General features: G+C 31.7%; 18 protein-coding genes. 13 read left to right on the top strand and 5 right to left on the bottom strand.

The genetic code is table 11. The annotated features are described in order from the left end of the window. The first annotated feature begins 70 nt into the window (after window positions 1-70). From FHS04_RS10595 to FHS04_RS10585, 3 genes are all read left to right on the top strand, one after another. A complete protein-coding gene (locus tag FHS04_RS10595) occupies window positions 71-2,101 on the top strand; it encodes a M3 family metallopeptidase (protein ID WP_106676714.1) in 2,031 nt (676 codons plus the stop codon). A gap of 119 nt (window positions 2,102-2,220) precedes the next feature. After that, entirely contained in the window at window positions 2,221-2,772 is a 552-nt protein-coding gene (locus FHS04_RS10590; protein WP_106676712.1) for a sigma-70 family RNA polymerase sigma factor, read from the top strand. A gap of 3 nt (window positions 2,773-2,775) precedes the next feature. Further along, window positions 2,776-3,030 carry a hypothetical protein gene (locus FHS04_RS10585; protein ID WP_106676710.1) on the top strand — a complete coding sequence of 85 codons (255 nt, stop codon included), beginning with the start codon at window positions 2,776-2,778 and terminating at the stop codon, window positions 3,028-3,030. Here FHS04_RS10585 and FHS04_RS10580 read toward each other — a convergent pair. After that, window positions 3,010-3,837: a UbiA prenyltransferase family protein gene (locus tag FHS04_RS10580; RefSeq protein ID WP_106676708.1), complete on the bottom strand. Its 828-nt coding sequence runs from the start codon at window positions 3,835-3,837 to the stop codon at window positions 3,010-3,012. The two genes, FHS04_RS10585 and FHS04_RS10580, sit on opposite strands and share 21 nt — an antisense overlap. Before the next feature lie 174 nt (window positions 3,838-4,011). Here FHS04_RS10580 and gcvP point away from each other — a divergent pair, with 174 nt between their 5' ends. The 4 genes from gcvP to FHS04_RS10560 all read left to right on the top strand — a co-directional run bounded on the left by gcvP (window position 4,012) and on the right by FHS04_RS10560 (window position 9,429). Further along, window positions 4,012-6,861, top strand: a complete 2,850-nt coding sequence (gene gcvP / locus FHS04_RS10575; RefSeq protein ID WP_106676706.1) for an aminomethyl-transferring glycine dehydrogenase — start codon at window positions 4,012-4,014, stop codon at window positions 6,859-6,861. 102 nt (window positions 6,862-6,963) lie between these two features. Beyond that, a complete protein-coding gene (locus FHS04_RS10570) occupies window positions 6,964-8,022 on the top strand; it encodes a 3-oxoacyl-ACP synthase III family protein (protein WP_106676704.1) in 1,059 nt (352 codons plus the stop codon). A 23-nt stretch (window positions 8,023-8,045) separates the two neighbouring features. Continuing rightward, on the top strand, window positions 8,046-8,573 hold the full coding sequence (locus tag FHS04_RS10565; RefSeq protein ID WP_106676702.1) for a class I SAM-dependent methyltransferase: 528 nt from the start codon (window positions 8,046-8,048) through the stop codon (window positions 8,571-8,573). Window positions 8,574-8,580: 7 nt separating this feature from the next. Continuing rightward, window positions 8,581-9,429, top strand: a complete 849-nt coding sequence (locus FHS04_RS10560) for a glycosyltransferase (RefSeq protein WP_106676822.1) — start codon at window positions 8,581-8,583, stop codon at window positions 9,427-9,429. On the opposite strand, the gene FHS04_RS10555 is transcribed toward FHS04_RS10560, so the two are convergent. The 3 genes from FHS04_RS10555 to FHS04_RS10545 all read right to left on the bottom strand — a co-directional run bounded on the left by FHS04_RS10555 (window position 9,426) and on the right by FHS04_RS10545 (window position 13,910). After that, complete coding sequence (locus FHS04_RS10555; RefSeq protein ID WP_106676699.1) at window positions 9,426-10,238, bottom strand: DNA/RNA non-specific endonuclease; 813 nt, start codon at window positions 10,236-10,238, stop codon at window positions 9,426-9,428. The two genes, FHS04_RS10560 and FHS04_RS10555, sit on opposite strands and share 4 nt — an antisense overlap. 95 nt (window positions 10,239-10,333) lie before the next feature. Next, entirely contained in the window at window positions 10,334-11,038 is a 705-nt protein-coding gene (locus FHS04_RS10550; RefSeq protein ID WP_106676697.1) for a hypothetical protein, read from the bottom strand. Window positions 11,039-11,273: 235 nt separating this feature from the next. Beyond that, window positions 11,274-13,910 (bottom strand): valine--tRNA ligase, encoded by a 2,637-nt coding sequence (locus tag FHS04_RS10545; RefSeq protein WP_106676695.1) that lies wholly within the window; start codon window positions 13,908-13,910, stop codon window positions 11,274-11,276. Between the two features lie 184 nt (window positions 13,911-14,094). Between FHS04_RS10545 and FHS04_RS10540 the strand changes: the two genes are divergently transcribed. Further along, entirely contained in the window at window positions 14,095-14,520 is a 426-nt protein-coding gene (locus FHS04_RS10540; protein ID WP_027880253.1) for a DUF1573 domain-containing protein, read from the top strand. 49 nt (window positions 14,521-14,569) lie between these two features. On the opposite strand, the gene FHS04_RS10535 is transcribed toward FHS04_RS10540, so the two are convergent. Next, entirely contained in the window at window positions 14,570-15,907 is a 1,338-nt protein-coding gene (locus FHS04_RS10535) for an aspartyl protease family protein (protein ID WP_036227443.1), read from the bottom strand. A 127-nt stretch (window positions 15,908-16,034) separates the two neighbouring features. Between FHS04_RS10535 and FHS04_RS10530 the strand changes: the two genes are divergently transcribed. The 5 genes from FHS04_RS10530 (at window position 16,035) to FHS04_RS10510 (ending at window position 19,952) form a co-directional block, all read left to right on the top strand. Then, window positions 16,035-17,225, top strand: a complete 1,191-nt coding sequence (locus tag FHS04_RS10530) for a pyridoxal phosphate-dependent aminotransferase (RefSeq protein ID WP_106676693.1) — start codon at window positions 16,035-16,037, stop codon at window positions 17,223-17,225. Next, window positions 17,225-18,238: a UDP-N-acetylmuramate dehydrogenase gene (murB, locus tag FHS04_RS10525; RefSeq protein ID WP_106676691.1), complete on the top strand. Its 1,014-nt coding sequence runs from the start codon at window positions 17,225-17,227 to the stop codon at window positions 18,236-18,238. Before FHS04_RS10530 ends, murB begins: the two co-directional genes overlap by 1 nt. Before the next feature lie 46 nt (window positions 18,239-18,284). Beyond that, on the top strand, window positions 18,285-18,815 hold the full coding sequence (locus FHS04_RS10520; RefSeq protein ID WP_106676689.1) for an RNA polymerase sigma factor: 531 nt from the start codon (window positions 18,285-18,287) through the stop codon (window positions 18,813-18,815). 12 nt (window positions 18,816-18,827) lie between these two features. Next, window positions 18,828-19,637, top strand: coding sequence for an anti-sigma factor (locus tag FHS04_RS10515; protein WP_106676687.1), 810 nt, complete (start codon window positions 18,828-18,830; stop codon window positions 19,635-19,637). A 111-nt stretch (window positions 19,638-19,748) separates the two neighbouring features. Next, entirely contained in the window at window positions 19,749-19,952 is a 204-nt protein-coding gene (locus tag FHS04_RS10510) for a hypothetical protein (protein ID WP_027880259.1), read from the top strand. The last annotated feature ends 1 nt before the right edge of the window (window position 19,953 follow it).

The raw sequence follows: 19,953 nt of genomic DNA, 5'->3' as shown, positions 1-19,953 counted from the left end.
AGAACAAAACTGTATCATTTTAAAAAAAAGTTATTTTTTTAATAAAAATTTCACCTAAAACGTTTTCGTAATGAATGTACTTCTTAATAAATTTAACACAAAATACAATTCGGCACCGTTTCAAGCCATTAAAAACGAACATTTTAAGCCTGCAATTGAAACGTTGATTAAAGAAACTAAAGCAGAAATAGAATCAATAGCAGGATCTAAGAATATTCCTACATTCAAAAACACAATAGAAGCTTTAGAATATGCTGGTCAGCAATTAGATAGAGTTACGAGTATATTCTTCAATTTAAATTCTGCAGAAACAAATGAAGAGATTCAAAAGATAGCTCAAGAAATTTCACCAATTTTATCAGAATTTAGCAACGATATAACTTTAAATGAAAAACTCTTTGCTCGCATCAAGGAAGTTTACAATCAAAAAGATCAACTAGATCTTACCGAAGAACAAAAAACTTTGCTTGACAAAAAATATAAAAGCTTTGCTAGAAACGGTGCCAATCTAACTGAAGACAAAAAAGAACAGTTAAGAGCTATTGATAAAAAATTAGCATCGCTTAAATTAAAATTTGGCGAAAATGTATTAGCAGAAACTAATGCTTTTGAAATGCATATTACCAATAAAGCAGATTTAGATGGTTTACCAGAAGGCGCAATTGAAGCAGCACAACAATTAGCCGAAAGTAAAGGGAAAGATGGTTGGTTAATCACTTTAGACTACCCAAGCTACATTCCTTTTATGACCTATGCAAAAAACAGAGCATTACGCAAAAAACTGTCGATTGCTTTTGGAAGTAAAGGATTTAATAACAACAAATTAGACAATCAAAATAATGTTTTAGAAATTGCCAAACTAAGACACCAACGCGCTAATTTATTAGACTATAAAACACATGCTCATTTTGTTTTAGAAGAGCGTATGGCTGAAACACCAGAAAAAGTAGAGAGTTTTTTAAATGATTTATTAGACAAAGCCAAACCTGCTGCAGAACGTGAGTTTGCTAACCTTCAGGGTTTTGCAAAAGAACTAGACGGTATTGACCATCTTGAAAAATGGGATAGTGCTTATTATAGTGAAAAGCTAAAACAAAAGCTTTTCAATTTAGATGACGAAAAACTTAAACCATACTTCAAATTAGAAAACGTTATTGATGGTGCTTTTAAAGTAGCCAATAAATTATTTGGATTAACTTTTAAAGAAATAGATACCATTGACAAGTATCATCCTGATGTATTGACTTACGAGGTTTTAGATGAAAATGGCGACTTAGTTTCAATCTTTTATGCAGACTTTTTCCCACGTTCAGGAAAACGTAATGGAGCTTGGATGACGTCTTACAAACCTCAATTTGTGCAAAACGACTTTAATGAAAGACCACATGTATCTATTGTTTGCAACTTTACTAAACCTACTAAAACAAAACCGTCTTTACTAACTTTTAATGAAGTTACCACGTTGTTTCACGAGTTTGGTCATGCATTACACGGTATGCTAGCAAACACCACTTACCCTAGTCTTTCAGGAACAAGCGTATATTGGGATTTTGTAGAATTACCAAGTCAAGTGTTAGAAAATTGGTGTTACGAAAAAGAAGCGTTAGAATTATTTGCAACTCACTACGAAACCGGAGAATTAATTCCGATGGATTTAGTAGAAAAAATTAAAGAAAGTGCCACTTTTAACGAAGGTATGCAAACCTTACGCCAAATAAGTTTTGGTTTATTAGATATGCATTGGCATGGTATTGACCCAACCGAAGTTACAGATGTAAAAGCACACGAAAACGAAGCGTTTAAAGACACGCAATTATATCCTGATGTAGAAGAAAATTGTATGAGCACAGCATTTTCTCATATTTTTCAAGGTGGTTATTCTTCTGGATATTACAGTTACAAATGGGCAGAAGTTTTAGATGCAGATGCATTTGACTATTTTAAACAAAACGGCATTTTTAATCGTGATATTGCTTTAAAATTTAAAGATAATGTACTTACAAAAGGCGGTACAGAAAATCCACTAATTTTGTATAAACGCTTTAGAGGTCAAGACCCAAAACCAGAAGCTTTATTAAAGCGTGCTGGGTTGATTAAGTAATAAAAAAAGCGGAAATTAAATATTTCCGCTTTCTTTTTAAACTCTTAGCATATTGTTAAATTAGCTAAAATCTTTTGTATTTTAGTTACTTTTGAAAATAGAAAAAGAAAAACCAACTAATGCCAAAACACACTTTAAATCCTAACAATTGGGTTGATCTTTATAGTGACTACCTATTTAATTACACAATAACGCGTGTAAATGATCGTGTTATTGCTCAAGATTTAGTGTCCGAAACTTTTTTGGCTGGGTTAAACGCTATGAAAAACTTTAAAGGTGAAGCGGCTGAGCGCACTTGGCTTATTTCAATTTTAAAGCGAAAAATTATTGATTACTATCGTAAGGTCAATTCTAATAAAGGAAAAGCCGAAGTTAGAATGACTTACAATGATTCTGAATCTGAAGGCGATTGGTTAGAAGAGCGTATTGCAGATCCTTTTGACAAAACAGCAGAAGATAGCATTGAAAACGAAGAATTAGCAGACGCAATACAAAGCTGTATTGCTAAACTACCTAAAAAACAAGCTGAAGTCTTTAAGAAGAAAACCATCTTAAATCAAGAAACAGAAACAATTAGTAAGGAACTAAACATTACAGCGTCTAACCTATGGGTAATTGTTCACAGAGCTAGAGTTGCTCTTGCAAGTTGCTTAGAAAAAAATTGGTTTTAAATCATGGGATTATTTTTTATTAAATGCAAAGAGGCTGGTCATGTTTGTGATAAACATCAATATGAAGAAGCTTCAATAACTGAAAAAATAAAACTTAAAATTCATTTAATGTATTGTTCTGCTTGCAGAAAACACTCTGCATCAAACAAAAAATTAAGTCAGTTATTAAATAAAATTAAATTTCAGTTTTTATCTTCAGAAGAAAAAGATAATATAAAAAAGTCTTTTGAAAAAGAATTAAAAAAGCATCAACAGTAGCCATAAAATAGGCAAAGCTTCAACCCAAAAAGAAGCGTAATATTTATTTCTGTTTTTTGTAGAAAACAAAGTAAATAGCATTAAAACAAAAGCCACAATTACTTCTTTGTAAAGAAAGTGAATTAATATTTCTTCTTTAAAAACATTTAAACCTAAAAAAAAGAAAAGTAGTAAAACACCAAGTATTTTGGTCTTTTTTATACCAATTTGTTGCGGGATTGTTGCTAGTTTTATACTATCATATTTTAGATCCCTTATTTCAAAAGGAATCATTAAAGCTAATACAAATACAAAATTTTGTAATACAGTTATCCAGACTTTAGTTTCTAACTCTTGATTGTTGTTTAATATAGGTAAAACAACTGTAGTAAATGCCCAAACAGCTGCTATTATATACACTTTTAATCCACTTATTTGTCTTAAATTTTGGTGTTCATCCAAATACATTTGTTTTGGCCAAAAGGGTATAGCATATAAAAAAGTTATAAGCCCTAACCCTGTTAAAACAACTATAACTTTAGGCTCTAATCTAAAAGCATAAAACAACATTAACAAAAAACTAAAAAACGAAAAGACCTGAATAACTTTTAACCATTTTGCCAAGCTACGATGATGCCATTTAGCAATACCAAAATACTTAACAAAATTATAACCTGTAATTGTAGCGTAAAAATTAAAATATAGGATGTTTTCGTCGTAAGGCAAGTTAAAAACAAGAAGCGTAATCCAACTTAAAGCATATACTGCTAAAGCCACATGTATACTGCTATTTATATAAAAATCTAAAAGCTGTTTGACTATCTTCATCACACAAAAATAATCAATCTGTTAATAAAGCTATTAAATGGTTAAAAACTTTCAAATTTTAACTAAAAAATGCTATAAGATTTCATTAATTTTGCAATCGCATAAAAATGCGTTTTAAAACGCTAAATTAATTTGTCATTCTCATGAAAATGAGAGCCTAACAACACAACACTAATGAACACAAACGCTTTTGCTTTGCGCCATATTGGTCCAAGAGAAAATGACATTAAAGAAATGTTACAAACAATAGGTGCAGAAAGTATTGAACAACTAATTTACGAAACTATTCCTTCTAACATTCGTCTTGAAAAAGATTTAGGTTTAGATGAAGCTATGACGGAATATGAGTATTCTACACACATTAATAATTTATCTAAACTTAACAAAACGTACAAGACTTACATTGGTTTAGGCTATCATCCAACAATTTTACCGGCTGTTATACAGCGTAATATTTTAGAAAATCCAGGTTGGTATACTGCTTACACACCTTACCAAGCAGAGATTGCACAAGGTCGTTTAGAAGCCTTATTAAACTTCCAAACCATGATTACCGATCTTACCGGTATGGAACTTGCAAACGCCTCTTTACTTGACGAAAGTACTGCTGCTGCAGAAGCTATGAGTCTTTTATTTGCTGTTAGAGAAAGAGCTCAAAAAAAAGAAAATGTAAATAAGTTTTTTGTTTCAGATGCAGTTTTACCTCAAACCATTTCGGTTTTAAAGACACGTGCGCTTCCTATCGGAATTGATTTAGTAATCGGAGATGAAAGCACATTTGATTTCTCTTCAGAATACTTCGGTGCTATTGTTCAGTATCCTGGTAAAAACGGACAAATTACAGACATTAAAACATTCATTGCTAAAGCAAATGAAAACAATATAAAAGTTGCAGTAGCAGCAGATATTTTAAGCTTAATCAAGCTTGAAGCTCCAGGACAATTTGGTGCCGATGTTGTTGTTGGTACAACACAACGTTTTGGTATACCAATGGGTTACGGTGGTCCTCATGCAGCTTATTTTGCAACAAAAGAAGCTTATAAACGTGATATTCCTGGTCGTATTATAGGCGTTACCAAAGACGCTAACGACAACCGTGCTTTACGTATGGCGCTTCAAACAAGAGAACAACACATTAAACGTGATAGAGCAACATCTAACATTTGCACAGCACAAGTTTTACTAGCGGTAATGGCAGGTATGTATGCTGTTTACCATGGTCCAAAAGGCTTAACGTTTATAGCAAATAAAATTCATAATAGTGCTTCTACCTTAGCGTCTACCCTTTCAAAAATGGGATTAGAACAAACAAACACATCTTTCTTTGACACTTTACAAGTCAAAGCTAATGCTGCTAAAGTAAAAGAAGTAGCAGAAAACAATGAAGTTAACTTCTACTATCAAGATGATAACACCGTTTTAATTTCTATTAACGAAACAACTTCAATTTCTGATTTAAATGAAATTGTTAAAATTTTCGCTGAAGCTGAAAACAAAAAAGCAATAGAAATTTCTGAATTATCAGAAACAAACAATATAGATACTTCCTTAAACAGAACAAGTGATTTCTTAACGCTTGACGTATTTAATAGCTACCATTCTGAAACCGAATTAATGCGTTACATCAAAAAATTAGAACGTAAAGATTTAGCATTAAACCATTCTATGATTTCTTTAGGATCTTGTACAATGAAGTTAAATGCAGCTTCAGAAATGTTACCTTTAAGTCAAACTAATTGGGGAAGCATTCATCCATTTGCACCAATAGAGCAGACTGAAGGTTACCAAAAGGTACTAAAAGCGTTAGAAGATCAATTAACAGAAATTACAGGTTTTGCAGCAACATCTTTACAACCTAACTCTGGCGCACAAGGTGAATATGCAGGATTAATGGTAATTAAAGCGTATCACGAATCTCGTGGCGATCATCATCGTAACATTTGTTTAATTCCAAGTTCCGCTCACGGTACAAACCCTGCTAGTGCAGTAATGGCTGGTATGAAAGTAGTTGTGACAAAAGCAGACGATAATGGAAACATTGATGTAGAAGACTTACGTAATAAAGCCGAATTACATGCAGACAACCTTGCAGCCTTGATGGTAACTTACCCATCTACACACGGTGTGTACGAGTCAGCAATTAAAGACATCACAAAAATTATCCATGATAATGGCGGACAAGTTTACATGGATGGTGCAAATATGAATGCCCAAGTAGGATTAACAAATCCTGGTAATATTGGTGCAGATGTTTGTCACTTAAACTTACATAAAACGTTTGCTATTCCACATGGTGGTGGCGGACCTGGTGTTGGCCCAATTTGTGTAGCTAAGCAATTAGCTCCGTTTTTACCTGGTAATCCAATTATAAAAACTGGTGGCGATAATGCTATTACAGCAATATCTGCAGCTCCTTTTGGAAGTTCTTTAGTATGTTTAATTTCTTATGGATATATTAAAATGTTAGGTGCTGAAGGACTAAGAGCATCTACAGAAATAGCTATCTTAAACGCTAATTATATCAAACACCGTTTACAAGGTGCTTTTGAAACTTTATATTCTGGCGAAAGAGGTCGCGCAGCTCACGAAATGATTATAGACTGCAGACCATTTAAAGCTAACGGTATAGAAGTAACAGATATCGCAAAACGATTAATGGATTACGGTTTCCACTCGCCTACTGTATCATTCCCTGTTGCAGGAACAATGATGATTGAACCAACAGAAAGTGAAAGTAAAGCCGAAATGGATCGTTTTTGTGACGCCATGATTTCTATTAGAAAAGAAATTGATGCTGTAACTAAAGAAGACGAAAATAACCCGCTAAAAAATGCACCTCATACTTTAGATATGCTAACAAGTGACGAATGGTTACTACCATACTCTCGTGAAAAAGCAGCATATCCTTTAGAGTATGTTAAAGAAAATAAATTTTGGCCTTCTGTACGTCGTGTAAATGATGCTTACGGAGATCGTAATTTAATCTGTACTTGTGCACCAATAGAAGAATATATGGAAGCATAATAGCTTTTGGGCATCGTATATAATATAAATTCAAATCTGTCTTTTTATTTAGTAGCTAGTATATTTGTATATTAGTAAAAAATAAAAAGGCAGATTTTTTTTATGACTATAAAAATTACCGGAACTGGAAGTTATATTCCAGAAAATATTGAAAAGAACGAAGACTTTCATCAACATGAGTTTTTAAATGTAGACGGTTCCCAAATCAATTCCCCGAACGAAGTTATTGTTGAAAAATTTAAAGCAATAACAGGTATTGTTGAAAGACGCTACGCAGACGATAAGTTAATAGCTTCCGATTTAGGTTTTCTTGCTGCAGAAAAAGCTATAGAAGACGCTAAAATTGATAGGGAAGATATAGATTACATTATCGTAGCACACAACTTTGGAGACGTTAAAAAAGATGCGATCCAAAGTGATATTTTACCTTGTTTAGCAACCAGAGTAAAACATAAACTCCGCATTAAAAACCCTAAATGTGTTGCTTATGACATATTATTTGGTTGTCCTGGTTGGATTGAAGGTACAATCCAAGCACAAGCATTTATAAAAGCTGGAATGGCAAAAAAATGTTTAGTCATTGGCGCCGAAACATTATCTAGAGTGGTAGATAAACACGATCGTGATAGCATGATTTACAGTGATGGCGCTGGCGCAACAATCATTGAAGCTACAGATGAAGAAGGTGGAATTTTAGCACACAATACCGCTAGTTTCACATACGATGAAGCCTATTATTTATTCTTCGGAAATTCTAACAATCCAGAATTAGATAAAGATACTAGGTACATTAAAATGCACGGTCGTAAAATTTACGAATTTGCATTAACAAACGTACCACTAGCTATGAAAGAATGCTTAGACGAAAGTGGCGTAGATATTAAAGACGTTAAAAAAGTATTGATCCATCAAGCTAACGAAAAAATGGACGAAGCTATCATAAAACGTTTTTACAGACTTTACAAAACTCCAGTTCCAGAAGGCATTATGCCAATGAGTATTCATAAACTTGGTAACAGTTCGGTTGCAACTGTACCAACACTTTTTGACTTTATAAGAAATAATAAATTAGAAAATCAGCAGATAGAAAAAGGAGATGTTATTATATTTGCTAGCGTTGGTGCAGGAATGCACATTAACGCTATTGTTTATAAATATTAATCCGCTGTTGCGGAAAACAACTAATGTACGAAAACACATTTCCGCATAAAAGATATAAGCTTACGTTTCAATTTTTAGAAAAACATATTTCTAAATCCGAAACCATTTTGGATTTAGGTGTAGAAAATCCGTTTACCAAAATATTAAAGGCTAACGGATTTTCTGTTAAAAACACTAAAGGTGAAGATTTAGATTTAGACACCTCAACTATAGAAAATTCCGATGCTACAGTAGTTACCGCTTTCGAAATTTTTGAACATCTACTATCGCCATTTACCGTTTTAAAAAGTATAAAAGCCAACAAATTAGTAATTAGCGTACCATTGCGTTTATGGTTTTCTTCTGCTTACAGAAGTAAAACCGATATGTGGGACAGACATTATCATGAGTTTGAAGATTGGCAATTAGACTGGCTACTAGAAAAAACAGGTTGGAAGATTATTGACCGACAAAAATGGACTAATCCAACCAAAAAATTAGGTATTAGACCAATTTTAAGATGGTTTACGCCAAGATATTATATTGTTTATGCTGAACGAATTTCAAAATAATTTAAAAATGAAATTCTGCATTATCATACCAGCACATAACGAAGAAGACTCTATTGGATTAACTTTAGATTCTTTGGTTAAACAATCCTTACTTCCGCAGGAAATTATTGTGGTCAATGATAATTCTACAGATAATACCAAAGCAATTGTTGAAGGTTTTCAGCAACAATTCAACTTTATAAAACTAGTTAATAATACCTCATCAAATCAACATTTACCTGGCACAAAAATCATTAATGCTTTTTATAAAGGTTATGATATTGCAAATAAAGATTATGATGTGATTTGTAAGTTTGATGCCGATTTAATTTTTCCGCTTAATTATTTAGATCAGTTAGCATTTCATTTTAAAAAAGATGAAACTGTAGGAATGGTTGCTGGATATTGTTATATCGAAAAAAATAACCAATGGGTTTTAGAGTCAATTACTGGTAAAGATCATATAAGAGGCGCTTTAAAAGCATATACAAAATCCTGTTTTGAAGCTATTGGACAACTTAAAACATCTATGGGTTGGGATACTATCGATGAGTTATTAGCAAAGTATTTTGGTTACAAATTAGTTTTAGATGATAATCTTCATGTTAAACACTTAAAACCAACTGGCGCAAGCTATAATAAAGCTGCAAAACACTTGCAAGGCGAAGCTATGTACAAAATGCGATACGGCTTTTTACTAACTTTTCTAACTGCTATTAAAATGAGTATAAAGAAGAAAAGTTGGCCATACTTTTACAATTATTTAGTTGGTTATTTAAAAGCTACTTTTAATAATCCTGAGCGTTTAATTACTAAAGATCAAGGTAAATTTATTAGAAACTTACGTTGGAAAGGCATTAAAGAAAAACTTTTTTAATCTCTTAAAGTCCAGGTTTTATAATCACTTAAAGCTTCTATTTTATTTTCAACTTCATCGTCTAATTCATGAAAGAAATCTATGCCAGTCAAAGATTCTATTTTATCTACTGAAGTTACAAATTTGTATAAAGGTTGACTAGATTCTTGATGTGGTAATAAAAATGCAATTACTTTAGTTTTTCCTGTATTATTATCTAATATTATTTTATAAAACTGGTTAGGCACAGCAACATCTTCTTCACCAATAGTCTTAAGATTATCTTTTAAAATTCCTCCTGTTACTACGAATACACCATCATATTTTTTTGCCCAATAACGTGTTTTTTGTTCTAAACGATTCCAGATTCCTGCATTAAAATCGTGATTTTGAGGTGATATATTACTGGTTAAAAATGTTTCATCATGTGCTTGTTTACTATACCTTCTATCTCCAGCAGGACATAAATGACCACGATCGTAACCGGATTGCTTATAGTTACGCCAATGTGCTGCGCCTGTTTTTACTGCGTTATCAATTTCAAAGTATGGTCTTTTGTGTTGCTTGCTACTAAGATGAGATTTTTTAAGCTCGTAGGCAACCCATTCTGCTTGTTCATGTAATTCACTATAACTTAAACTGTAACCATTATGGTGGATTATTTGACCTGTTGTACTGGTTGGTAAGAAGTATTCATTTGTATTATTTTTGACTTTCTTACCAATTTCAACATTAGCTTTCTTTTCTTGATTGTCTAAATAAAAATTATAAGAATATAATGCTATTAAAGCAATTGCTGTTAGTAAAGAAACTTTGGTTTTATAAGTCATTTAAATCTACATTTAAAAAAATCAAAAATAGTGATAAATAAAAAAAAGACCTTTTCGTTTTGAAAAGGTCTTCTAACTAACACAAATAGACAATACTATTTCTCTTCTTCGTAATCTGCAATTTTATTCAGTTTTTCTATCTCTCTTTTATATTTTCTATTAGCCTTTTCGAAGTTTCCTTTTTCTATTTGTTTATTGTATTTTTTTATTGCTCTTTCATTAACTTTCATGTATTCTTCAACTGTTTCAGTTAACTCTTCTTGTAAATCGGCATACTTTTCAGAAACTTCTTCTATGTTTTCTTTATTTTCTTTTTCTGAAACATTGGTCTCTGTCATTAACTCATTATATTCTTTTTGAATATCTGCAACATCTTCCATAACCTCTTCTGTTTTTAACCAGTCTGGAATACTATTATCTAAAGTTGCTATAACTCCTCTTAAATTTCCTACACGTTCTTTAGTGTAGATATTGGCTTTTTTCATTTCTTCTAACTCATATGTTAGAATATTAAATTGTTGCCATCCGTCAAAACCTACAATTCCAGCTTCTGTTGTTTGGTAGTTAATATTTCTACCATCATTCATTGCATACTCTTTAGACATGACTTGGTCTGATTGCATGATATAATCATTTTCTGATTTACTATCTGAAACGTTGTCCATTTCTTTTTCTAAATCGTTTACTTGCTCTTCTACAGTATCTACTTCTGTATCTTTTGTCTTATAATCATTTTTACAAGACATAAATGCTAAACCAGATACTACTAATGTTGTTGTTACTAACTTAATTGATTTCATAGTTTTTAGTTTTTTTGGTTTATATACCTCCAAAACTAATGGTAACTTTTATGTAGTAGAAATTTTAAAACATAAACTAATCCTAAAAATTTATTGAAAATTAACAGAAACAAACTAACCTTTAACTTTTTCTGAAAATATTATGTTAATACATAAATTATATTCAAATATCAGTCAAATAAAAAAGCTCTAAAAATAACTTTTTAGAGCTTTTAGTAAACTATATTTATTAAGTCTATTGCATGCTAGCTAAACTTGCTTTAATTGTTTCAATCTTAGCTAACGCATCTGCTTCTTTCTTTTTCTCACTAGCTACAACTTGTTCTGGTGCATTATTTACAAAACGGTCGTTGGATAATTTTTTCTGTACCGATTTTAAGAAACCTTCAGTATAATTTAACTCTTCAGTTAACTTTTTAATTTCAGCTTCAACGTCTATAGCGCCAACCATTGGCACAAAATATTCGTTAGATTTAACTCTAAAAGTTAAAGCACCTTCAACAGCTTCATCTACATACTCAATCGCTTCAAGATTACCCATTTTTTGGATAATCGCATCAAACGTAGTTGATGATTTTTCGTTATTTATTACCGAAAATCCAATCGCATCCTTAAACGCAATGTTCTTTTCTTTTCTAATAGTACGAATACCCGAAATCACTTCTGAAGCAAAATCAAATTCTGAAATCAAGGTTTCGTTTATTGCTTTTGCTGTTGGCCAACTCGCTACAATTAGAGCTTCTTCTGGCGTGCGATCTTTTATGTAATGCCATAAATCTTCAGTTAAAAATGGCATAAACGGATGTACAATTTTTAAGTTATCTTCAAAAACAGAAATAATTGCGTTATACGTTTTAGCATCTATTGGTTGTTGGTATGCTGGTTTTACCATTTCTAGTAACCAACCACAAAAATCGTCGTAAATTAACTTGTAAATCGCCATTAATGCATCGCTTAAACGATATTTGCTAAAGTGGTCTTCAATCTCGATTAATGCTTTTTGGAATTTAGATTCGTACCATTCTATTGCAATCTTACTTGCTTCTGGTTGTTCTATGCTTTCTGAAACTTCCCAACCATCAACTAAACGATAGGCATTCCAGATTTTGTTACCAAAACCTTTTCCTTGTTGGCACAATGATTCGTCAAACAATAAATCGTTTCCTGCTGCACTACTTAATAATAATCCAACACGAACACCATCGGCGCTGTATTCTTCAATAAGTTTTAATGCGTCTGGTGAGTTTCCTAAAGATTTACTCATTTTACGACGTTGCTTATCGCGCACCAATCCTGTTAAGTATACATTCTGAAAAGGCTTTTCATCTTTATACTCGTAACCAGCAATTATCATACGTGCTACCCAAAAGAATAAAATATCTGGACCAGTTACTAAGTCGTTTGTTGGGTAATAATATTTAATTTCTTTGTTTTCTGGATTACGAATACCATCAAAAACCGACATTGGCCACAACCATGATGAGAACCATGTGTCTAGAGCATCCGTTTCTTGACGTAAATCTTCAGCTTTAAGTGAAGAATTTCCTGTTTTATCTTGAGCAAGTTTTACTGCATCTTCAATAGTTTCAGCAACTACAAAATCTTCTTTTCCGTCACCATAATAAAACGCAGGAATTTGTTGTCCCCAAAGTAATTGACGCGAAATATTCCAATCACGGATGTTTTCCATCCAGTGACGATACGTGTTTTCGAACTTTTTTGGGAATAGTTTTATATCGGCATCTTCACCTAAAACCGCTTTTATTGCTGGTTTTACCAAGTCTTCCATTTTTAAGAACCACTGGTCGCTTAACCTTGGCTCTATAACTGCTTTGGTACGTTCTGACGTACCTACCTTGTTAATATGTGTTTCAGTTTTAACTAAAACACCATTTTCTTCTAACTCTTTAGCTATAGCTTTACGTACAGCAAAACGATCTTGACCTTCATAGTGTAAACCGTAGCTGTTTAAAGTTGCATCTTCATTAAAAATATCTACTACTTCAAGATTATGCTTATCACCTAGCATCTTGTCGTTTTCGTCATGCGCTGGTGTTACTTTTAAACAACCTGTACCAAATTCTAAGTCTACATAGTCATCTTCAATAATAGGGATTACACGGTTGCAGATTGGTACAATTGCTTTTTTTCCACGTAAGTGAACAAAACGCTCGTCATTAGGATTAATACAAATTGCTGTATCACCAAAAATGGTTTCAGGACGTGTTGTAGCAATAGTTAGCGTATCGTCGCTACCTTCAATTTTGTACTTTAAATAGTATAGATTTCCTTGCTTTTCTTCGTAGATAACTTCTTCATCCGAAAGTGTTGTTTTTGCTTCTGGATCCCAATTTACCATACGATAACCGCGATAAATTAAGCCTTTATTGTATAAGTCTACAAAGACTTTAATTACGGCTTCGCTCATATCGTCATCCATAGTAAACTTAGTACGATCCCAATCGCAAGAGCAACCTAGCTTTTTTAATTGCTCAAGGATTACGCCACCATATTCGTGCGTCCAATCCCAAGCATGTTTTAAAAACTCGTCTCTAGTTAAATCGTTTTTATCTATTCCTTGTGCTTTTAATTTTGCCACAACTTTTGCTTCTGTAGCAATAGATGCGTGATCTGTACCTGGTACCCAACAGGCGTTTTTACCTTGTAAGCGTGCACGACGTATTAATACATCTTGAATGGTATTATTCAACATATGTCCCATATGTAATACTCCTGTTACGTTTGGAGGCGGAATAACTATGGTATATGGTTCTCTTTCGTCAGGTTCTGAATGAAAGTAATTATGTTTCATCCAGTAGTCATACCACTTATTTTCTACGGATTTTGCATCATATTTTGATGGGATACTCATCTTTGGAATAGTTTTTGAATTATAGTTGGCAAAAATACTTATTATTCTGTTTTTGTGAAATTATATAGCAGATTAATGCACCGTTAAATTATTCAAAAGTATTTGTTTGAGTGTATTACATCTAATATTTTTGCTAGAGGAGTAAAAAGTGATTAAATTTACAAATCATTAAAATTTATATACAATGAAAAAATTAATGACATTATTATTTGTTGGCTTGATTAGTTTAACAGTTAATGCTCAAGAAAAAGTAGCAAAAATTGAATTTAAAGAAACTACAATAGACTACGGTACAATAGAAAAAGGAGCTAATGGTTTAAGAACTTTTGAATTTACTAATACAGGTGACGCGCCGTTAATTATATCTAAAGTAAGTTCTAGTTGCGGATGTACAGTCCCAAAAAAACCTGAAAAACCAATTATGCCTGGTGAAAAAGGTGAAATAGAGGTAAAATATGACACAAATAGAGTAATGCCAATTAGAAAAACAATTACTGTTTTATCTAATGCGGATACGCCAACAGTTTCTTTAAAAATTAAAGGAAACGTTATTGATCCTTCAAAGACAAGTGTGTTAGCTAAAAAAGAAAAGAGTGTTATGGAAAAATAACATTTAAAAAAATTTTATTAAAGCCGAAAACTAATGTTTTCGGCTTTTTTTATTCTAAAGGAGATTTTAATGTAATAGCAAACTTACGCTCTATTCCGTTTCTGATCACAACAAACTTTAACTCTTCTCCTGAATCTTTATAGAAATATCCTGTTAGTTTTTCTAAAGTCATATCTTGAGTACTTCTATTATTTATGTAAACAATCTCATCACCTCTTAATAATCCTGCTTTTTCTGCTGGAGAATTAGGTAAAACTTCATAAATAGTATAAACTGGCTTAAGATTATATTTATAATTAGGTTTTATAATGCTGTTAATGTTTATAGATTTTTCATCTCTAAAACTTACCGCTGAGTTTTGTTTTGCGTTAAGTTCCATAACCATTCTAACGCCACTATTTTCAACTAAAATCCCGCTTTTATTATAACTAAACTTATCCTTATAATAGCTATTAGGTTTTAACATTAACCGTGAATTTGAGTAATCAAACACAGAATTAAACCGTTTTAATATCTCTCCTCCTAAAGAGCCATTTCTACCCTCATAAGATCTCATAAAATTAACAGATAAAGTATCAGGAAATGCAACTGTTGGTTGTTCTATATCAAACACTCCTAATGTTATTTTTTTAATTTTAGAGCGCCTACCATAAACACTACCATTAAGTCCCGTACCAAGATAATCTATAAATGACTTTTGTTTTAGTTGTATATTATTAACCTTGTCTTCAAATAACCAAAGTGCATCACTATTACCTGAATCTAATAGTAAATTAACTGGTATATTTTTATTTGCACCAATATCTACATAAGACAAAACATAGGGTCTATTATTTTCTAAGTTTAAATCTAATACTTGGCACCTTCTACACATTCTTAATTTGTATTCTGATGGTCTTTTAATTTTAATAAACTTTCGATTATAATTAATTTCTATAATAAAATCTTTAAAAAAATCATAACCAATAATGCCATCTATAGGTATTCCTATTTTTGGCGCAAAATTTAGTTCTGGATCAAAAACGGCATAAAAAGCTTGGTCGCTATTTACTGCTTCACCAATTTTAAAAGTATTATGACTAGAGCGTAAAGCTTCTAAATCATTTCCGTTACCTAATCCTCTTACTTTTATTTTTTCTGCATTTAAAATTTGTAAAGAATCTGCAGCTTTTAAAAAATTAAAAACTATAGGCTTACTAACACCTGTATCCAATAAAAAAGTTAATTCTAAGCCATTAACTTCAACAGGAATTAATATGACGTTATTTATTAATTCAAATCTAATTTTATCAGACGTTTTACCTTCTGGAAGCTTATATATACTCTGTGAATAAAGACTTTGAAATAACGCAAATATTAATAATAATGTGATTTTAGCACTTTGCATTAGTAAATAATAAAAAATATGTCCTCTTAAATTTACAAATCTTTAATTACTTGATACTTTTTAGTTGGTATTATTTGAATTATTCTCTAATAATTTTTGCAAATTTGCAGGACAAATATTAATTAGTATGCCAGTAATTTCAAAAAAGGGGCAATCAATGCCTCAATCACCTATAAGAAAGTTAGTTCCTTACGCAGAACAAGCCTATAAAGAAGGTAAAACGGTTTACCATTTAAACATAGGACAACCAGATATAAAAACTCCTCAAGTTGCTTTAGACGCTGTTAAAGTTCACTCTTTAGACATTTTAGCTTACACAAGGTCTGAAGGGTCTGAAGGTTACCGTAAAAAAATAGCAGATTACTATGCTAAAAATGATATCCATGTAAAACATGATGACATAATTGTAACTACTGGTGGTAGTGAAGCTTTATTATTTGCTTTTGGTAGTATTATGGATGTTGATGACGAGGTAATTATACCAGAACCTTTTTATGCAAATTACAACGGATTTTCTACCGCTTCTGGTGTTAAAGTTGTACCTGTAATTTCAAAAATTGAAGACAACTTTGCTTTACCTGCTATAGAAGAATTTGAAAAATTAATCACGCCAAAAACAAAAGCAATATTAATTTGTAATCCAGGTAATCCAACAGGTTATTTATATTCTAAAGAAGAAATTAAAAAACTAGCAGATATCGTTAAAAAACACGATCTATTTTTAATAGCTGATGAAGTATACCGAGAGTTTGCTTACGACGGTGCAAAACACTACTCAATCTTACAAGAAGAAGGTTTAGAAGATTACGCCATAGTTATAGATTCTGTATCAAAAAGATATAGCATGTGTGGCGCACGTATTGGATGCTTAGTTTCTAAAAGTAAAGATGTTATAGCTACAGCATTAAAATTTGCTCAAGCGCGATTAAGTCCGCCAACATTAGCGCAAATTGCAAGTGAAGCCGCCTTACAAACACCACAAAGTTACTTTGATGAAGTAAATAAAGAATATGTAGAGCGTCGTAACGTTTTAATAGAAGAATTAAGCAAAATTGAAGGTGTAAAAGTAGCAAAACCTAAAGGTGCTTTTTATTGTATTGCCGAGCTACCTGTTAAAAATGCAGATAAATTTGCACAGTGGTTATTAGAGTCTTTTGATGTTGACAAAGAAACCATTATGGTTGCTCCTGCAGCTGGTTTTTACAGCACACCAAATGTAGGTTTAAACCAAATAAGAATTGCTTACGTATTAAATAAAGAAAGTTTGGTAAAAGCCGTTAACATTTTAAAAGAAGCGCTTAAAGTTTACAAAGATTAGTGCAAGTACAGCATAACATATCATTAAAACCCTACAATACTTTTGGTATTGATGTTAAGGCAAAGCATTTTATTTCAGTAGAAAATATAGACGATTTAAAAACTATATTTTCTACTGAAAAATTTCCTAATAAATTTATTATTGGTGGCGGCAGCAATATGCTATTAACAAAAGATGTTGATGCACTTGTCATTCATTTAAATTTAAAAGGAAAGAAAACAGTTTCTACAAACGACAACCATGTTTTTATAAAAGCTGAAGCTGGAGAAAACTGGCACGATTTTGTACTTTGGACTTTAAAACAAAATTATGGCGGTCTAGAAAACATGTCTTTAATACCTGGTAATGTTGGTACATCGCCCATACAAAATATTGGTGCTTACGGTGTAGAACTTAAGGATGTTTTTGAGTCTTGCGAAGTCTTAAATTTAGACACATTAACTATTGAAACTTTATCAAAAAAAGACTGTCAATTTGGGTACCGTAACTCGATTTTTAAAAACGAAGCTAAAGGCAAATACATTATTTTAAATGTAACTTTTAAGCTTACCAAAAACAACCACAATCTACACACTAATTATGGTGCAATACTTTCTCAATTAGAAACAATGAATGTTACAGACCCAACCATTCAAGATGTTTCTAAAGCTGTAATTGCAATTAGACAAAGTAAATTGCCAGACCCAAAAGAGATTGGTAATTCTGGTAGTTTTTTTAAAAATCCAATTATTTCAACTGAACAATTTAAAGAGCTACAACGTAATTTTCCTGAGGCACCTCATTATGTAATTTCAGAAACTGAGGTAAAAGTACCTGCTGGTTGGCTAATAGAAACTGCTGGATTTAAAGGAAAAACTTTTGATCATTACGGCGTACATAAAAAACAAGCACTAGTGTTGGTTAATTATGGTGGCGCAAAAGGCGAAGACATTCTTCAACTTTCAAAATTGATACAAAAAACAATTTATCGTATATTTAATATTTCTATTGAAGCCGAAGTAAATATTTTTTAATAATCACTTCAAAAGATAAAACTAACTAACTCTTAAAACTGCATATTTGGACTTTTCGATTGAAGACAGTATCATTAAGCATCTAAAAAATGGCGATAAAAAAGCCATTACTCTTCTGTATGAAAACTATGCAGATGCGCTTTTTGGTGTTATAAAAAAAGTAATTAGTGACGACGATTTAGCACAAGATGTATTACAAATAACCTTAATTAAAGTCTGGAAAAAAGGTAAAAGCTATGACCCAGAAAAAGCCAAATTATTTACTTGGTTATACCGTATTGCATACAACTCTGCAATAGATAAAGTTAGATCTGTAAATAATAAAGCAACAAAGGAAATCCAAATTGAAAATTCAAACGTATATAAACTGACTACCAAAAGTTTAAACGAAGATGTGATGGATATAAAAAAACACCTTCACACCTTAGAATTTAAATATCAAGAAGTCATTAACGCATTGTTTTTTGAAGGTATGACACAACAAGAAGCAAGTGAAGAGTTAAATATACCTTTAGGAACCATCAAATCTAGATTGAAAATTGCGTTACGTGAATTGAAAAAAATTTACAACCCTTAATTGTAAAAAGTGATGAATGTAAATGAACAAATAACTACTTTTTTAAAATCTAATTTATTAGATAAATACTTGATAGGTCAAACTACAGCTTCAGAAACTGAAGAGGTAGAACATTATATAAACACCTATCCAGAAGTTAAAAAAGTTTACGAAAAACTACAAGACAAACTAGAACTTTCAGCTCAAATAAATGCTGTAAAAGCCCCTAAAAATGCATTAGATAATATTTTAAATGCATTAGAAGAAGACACACCTGTTATACCAATACAGCCTACTCATAAACCAAAAAGAAAATGGTTTAGTCTAGCAATTGCTGCAAGTGTAGCAGCTTTACTTTTTGCTGGTAGTTCTGCATATTTATTCGTGCAAAACTCAAATCTATCTAACGAAAATCAAGTTATTGTAGACGAGATTTTTGACCTTAGAAGTGATATTGCAAAAAACAACAGTCGTTTAACTGATATATTAGAGCAATTTAAACAACTTAACAACCCAGAAACAGAAAAGTACGTATTAAAAGGCAACCGAAGTGCAAAAGACTTAAAAACTGTAGCTTACATCAATCCAAAAGAAAAAAAATCTATGATAGATGTAGTGTCTTTACCTCAATTACCAGACGATCAAGTCTATCAAATCTGGGCAGACATACAAGGTAAAATGGTTAGTTTAGGTATCCTAACAGAAGCCGATAGAAAACTTCAAGAAATACCTTATACAGAAGATGCTTTAGGTTTAAGCATATCTGTAGAACCAAAAGGCGGAAGCTTAGAACGATCTAGTGACACACCTGTTGCAGAAATCTCTTTAAAGCTTAACGACTAAAACATTTTAATTAATAAAAGTAAAAAGCCATACCAAAAAGTATGGCTTTCTTTTTGGTTTAATTTGTATTAAAATTAATATCTTTGCAACAACAAAAAAAGATACTTTATTTTGAAACTTTTATTAATAACATTATTACTTCTAGGATTAGGTATTGCTGGTATTGCTATAAAAATTTGGGCAAAAAAAGACGGTAAATTTGCAGGCACATGCGCTAGCCAAAATCCAATGTTAAATAAAGATGGTGATGCTTGTGGTTTTTGCGGAAAAACTCCAGATCAATTCGATTCGTGTAACGAGCCTCAACACTCTTAAT

It is taken from the genome of Mesoflavibacter zeaxanthinifaciens subsp. sabulilitoris, from assembly GCF_014191595.1.
Classification (GTDB): domain Bacteria; phylum Bacteroidota; class Bacteroidia; order Flavobacteriales; family Flavobacteriaceae; genus Mesoflavibacter; species Mesoflavibacter zeaxanthinifaciens.
Note: the sequence above shows the minus strand (reverse complement) of the source record. Positions and strands in the feature narration are given on the sequence as shown.

Bases quoted from the DNA above. Each gene is read 5' to 3' on its own strand.
- FHS04_RS10595 (WP_106676714.1), top strand. From the start codon at position 71: ATGAATGTACTTCTTAATAAATTTAACACAAAATACAATTCGGCACCG.
- FHS04_RS10590 (WP_106676712.1), top strand. From the start codon at position 2,221: ATGCCAAAACACACTTTAAATCCTAACAATTGGGTTGATCTTTATAGT.
- FHS04_RS10585 (WP_106676710.1), top strand. From the start codon at position 2,776: ATGGGATTATTTTTTATTAAATGCAAAGAGGCTGGTCATGTTTGTGAT.
- FHS04_RS10580 (WP_106676708.1), bottom strand. From the start codon at position 3,837: ATGAAGATAGTCAAACAGCTTTTAGATTTTTATATAAATAGCAGTATA.
- gcvP (WP_106676706.1), top strand. From the start codon at position 4,012: ATGAACACAAACGCTTTTGCTTTGCGCCATATTGGTCCAAGAGAAAAT.
- FHS04_RS10570 (WP_106676704.1), top strand. From the start codon at position 6,964: ATGACTATAAAAATTACCGGAACTGGAAGTTATATTCCAGAAAATATT.
- FHS04_RS10565 (WP_106676702.1), top strand. From the start codon at position 8,046: ATGTACGAAAACACATTTCCGCATAAAAGATATAAGCTTACGTTTCAA.
- FHS04_RS10560 (WP_106676822.1), top strand. From the start codon at position 8,581: ATGAAATTCTGCATTATCATACCAGCACATAACGAAGAAGACTCTATT.
- FHS04_RS10555 (WP_106676699.1), bottom strand. From the start codon at position 10,238: ATGACTTATAAAACCAAAGTTTCTTTACTAACAGCAATTGCTTTAATA.
- FHS04_RS10550 (WP_106676697.1), bottom strand. From the start codon at position 11,038: ATGAAATCAATTAAGTTAGTAACAACAACATTAGTAGTATCTGGTTTA.
- FHS04_RS10545 (WP_106676695.1), bottom strand. From the start codon at position 13,910: ATGAGTATCCCATCAAAATATGATGCAAAATCCGTAGAAAATAAGTGG.
- FHS04_RS10540 (WP_027880253.1), top strand. From the start codon at position 14,095: ATGAAAAAATTAATGACATTATTATTTGTTGGCTTGATTAGTTTAACA.
- FHS04_RS10535 (WP_036227443.1), bottom strand. From the start codon at position 15,907: ATGCAAAGTGCTAAAATCACATTATTATTAATATTTGCGTTATTTCAA.
- FHS04_RS10530 (WP_106676693.1), top strand. From the start codon at position 16,035: ATGCCAGTAATTTCAAAAAAGGGGCAATCAATGCCTCAATCACCTATA.
- FHS04_RS10515 (WP_106676687.1), top strand. From the start codon at position 18,828: ATGAATGTAAATGAACAAATAACTACTTTTTTAAAATCTAATTTATTA.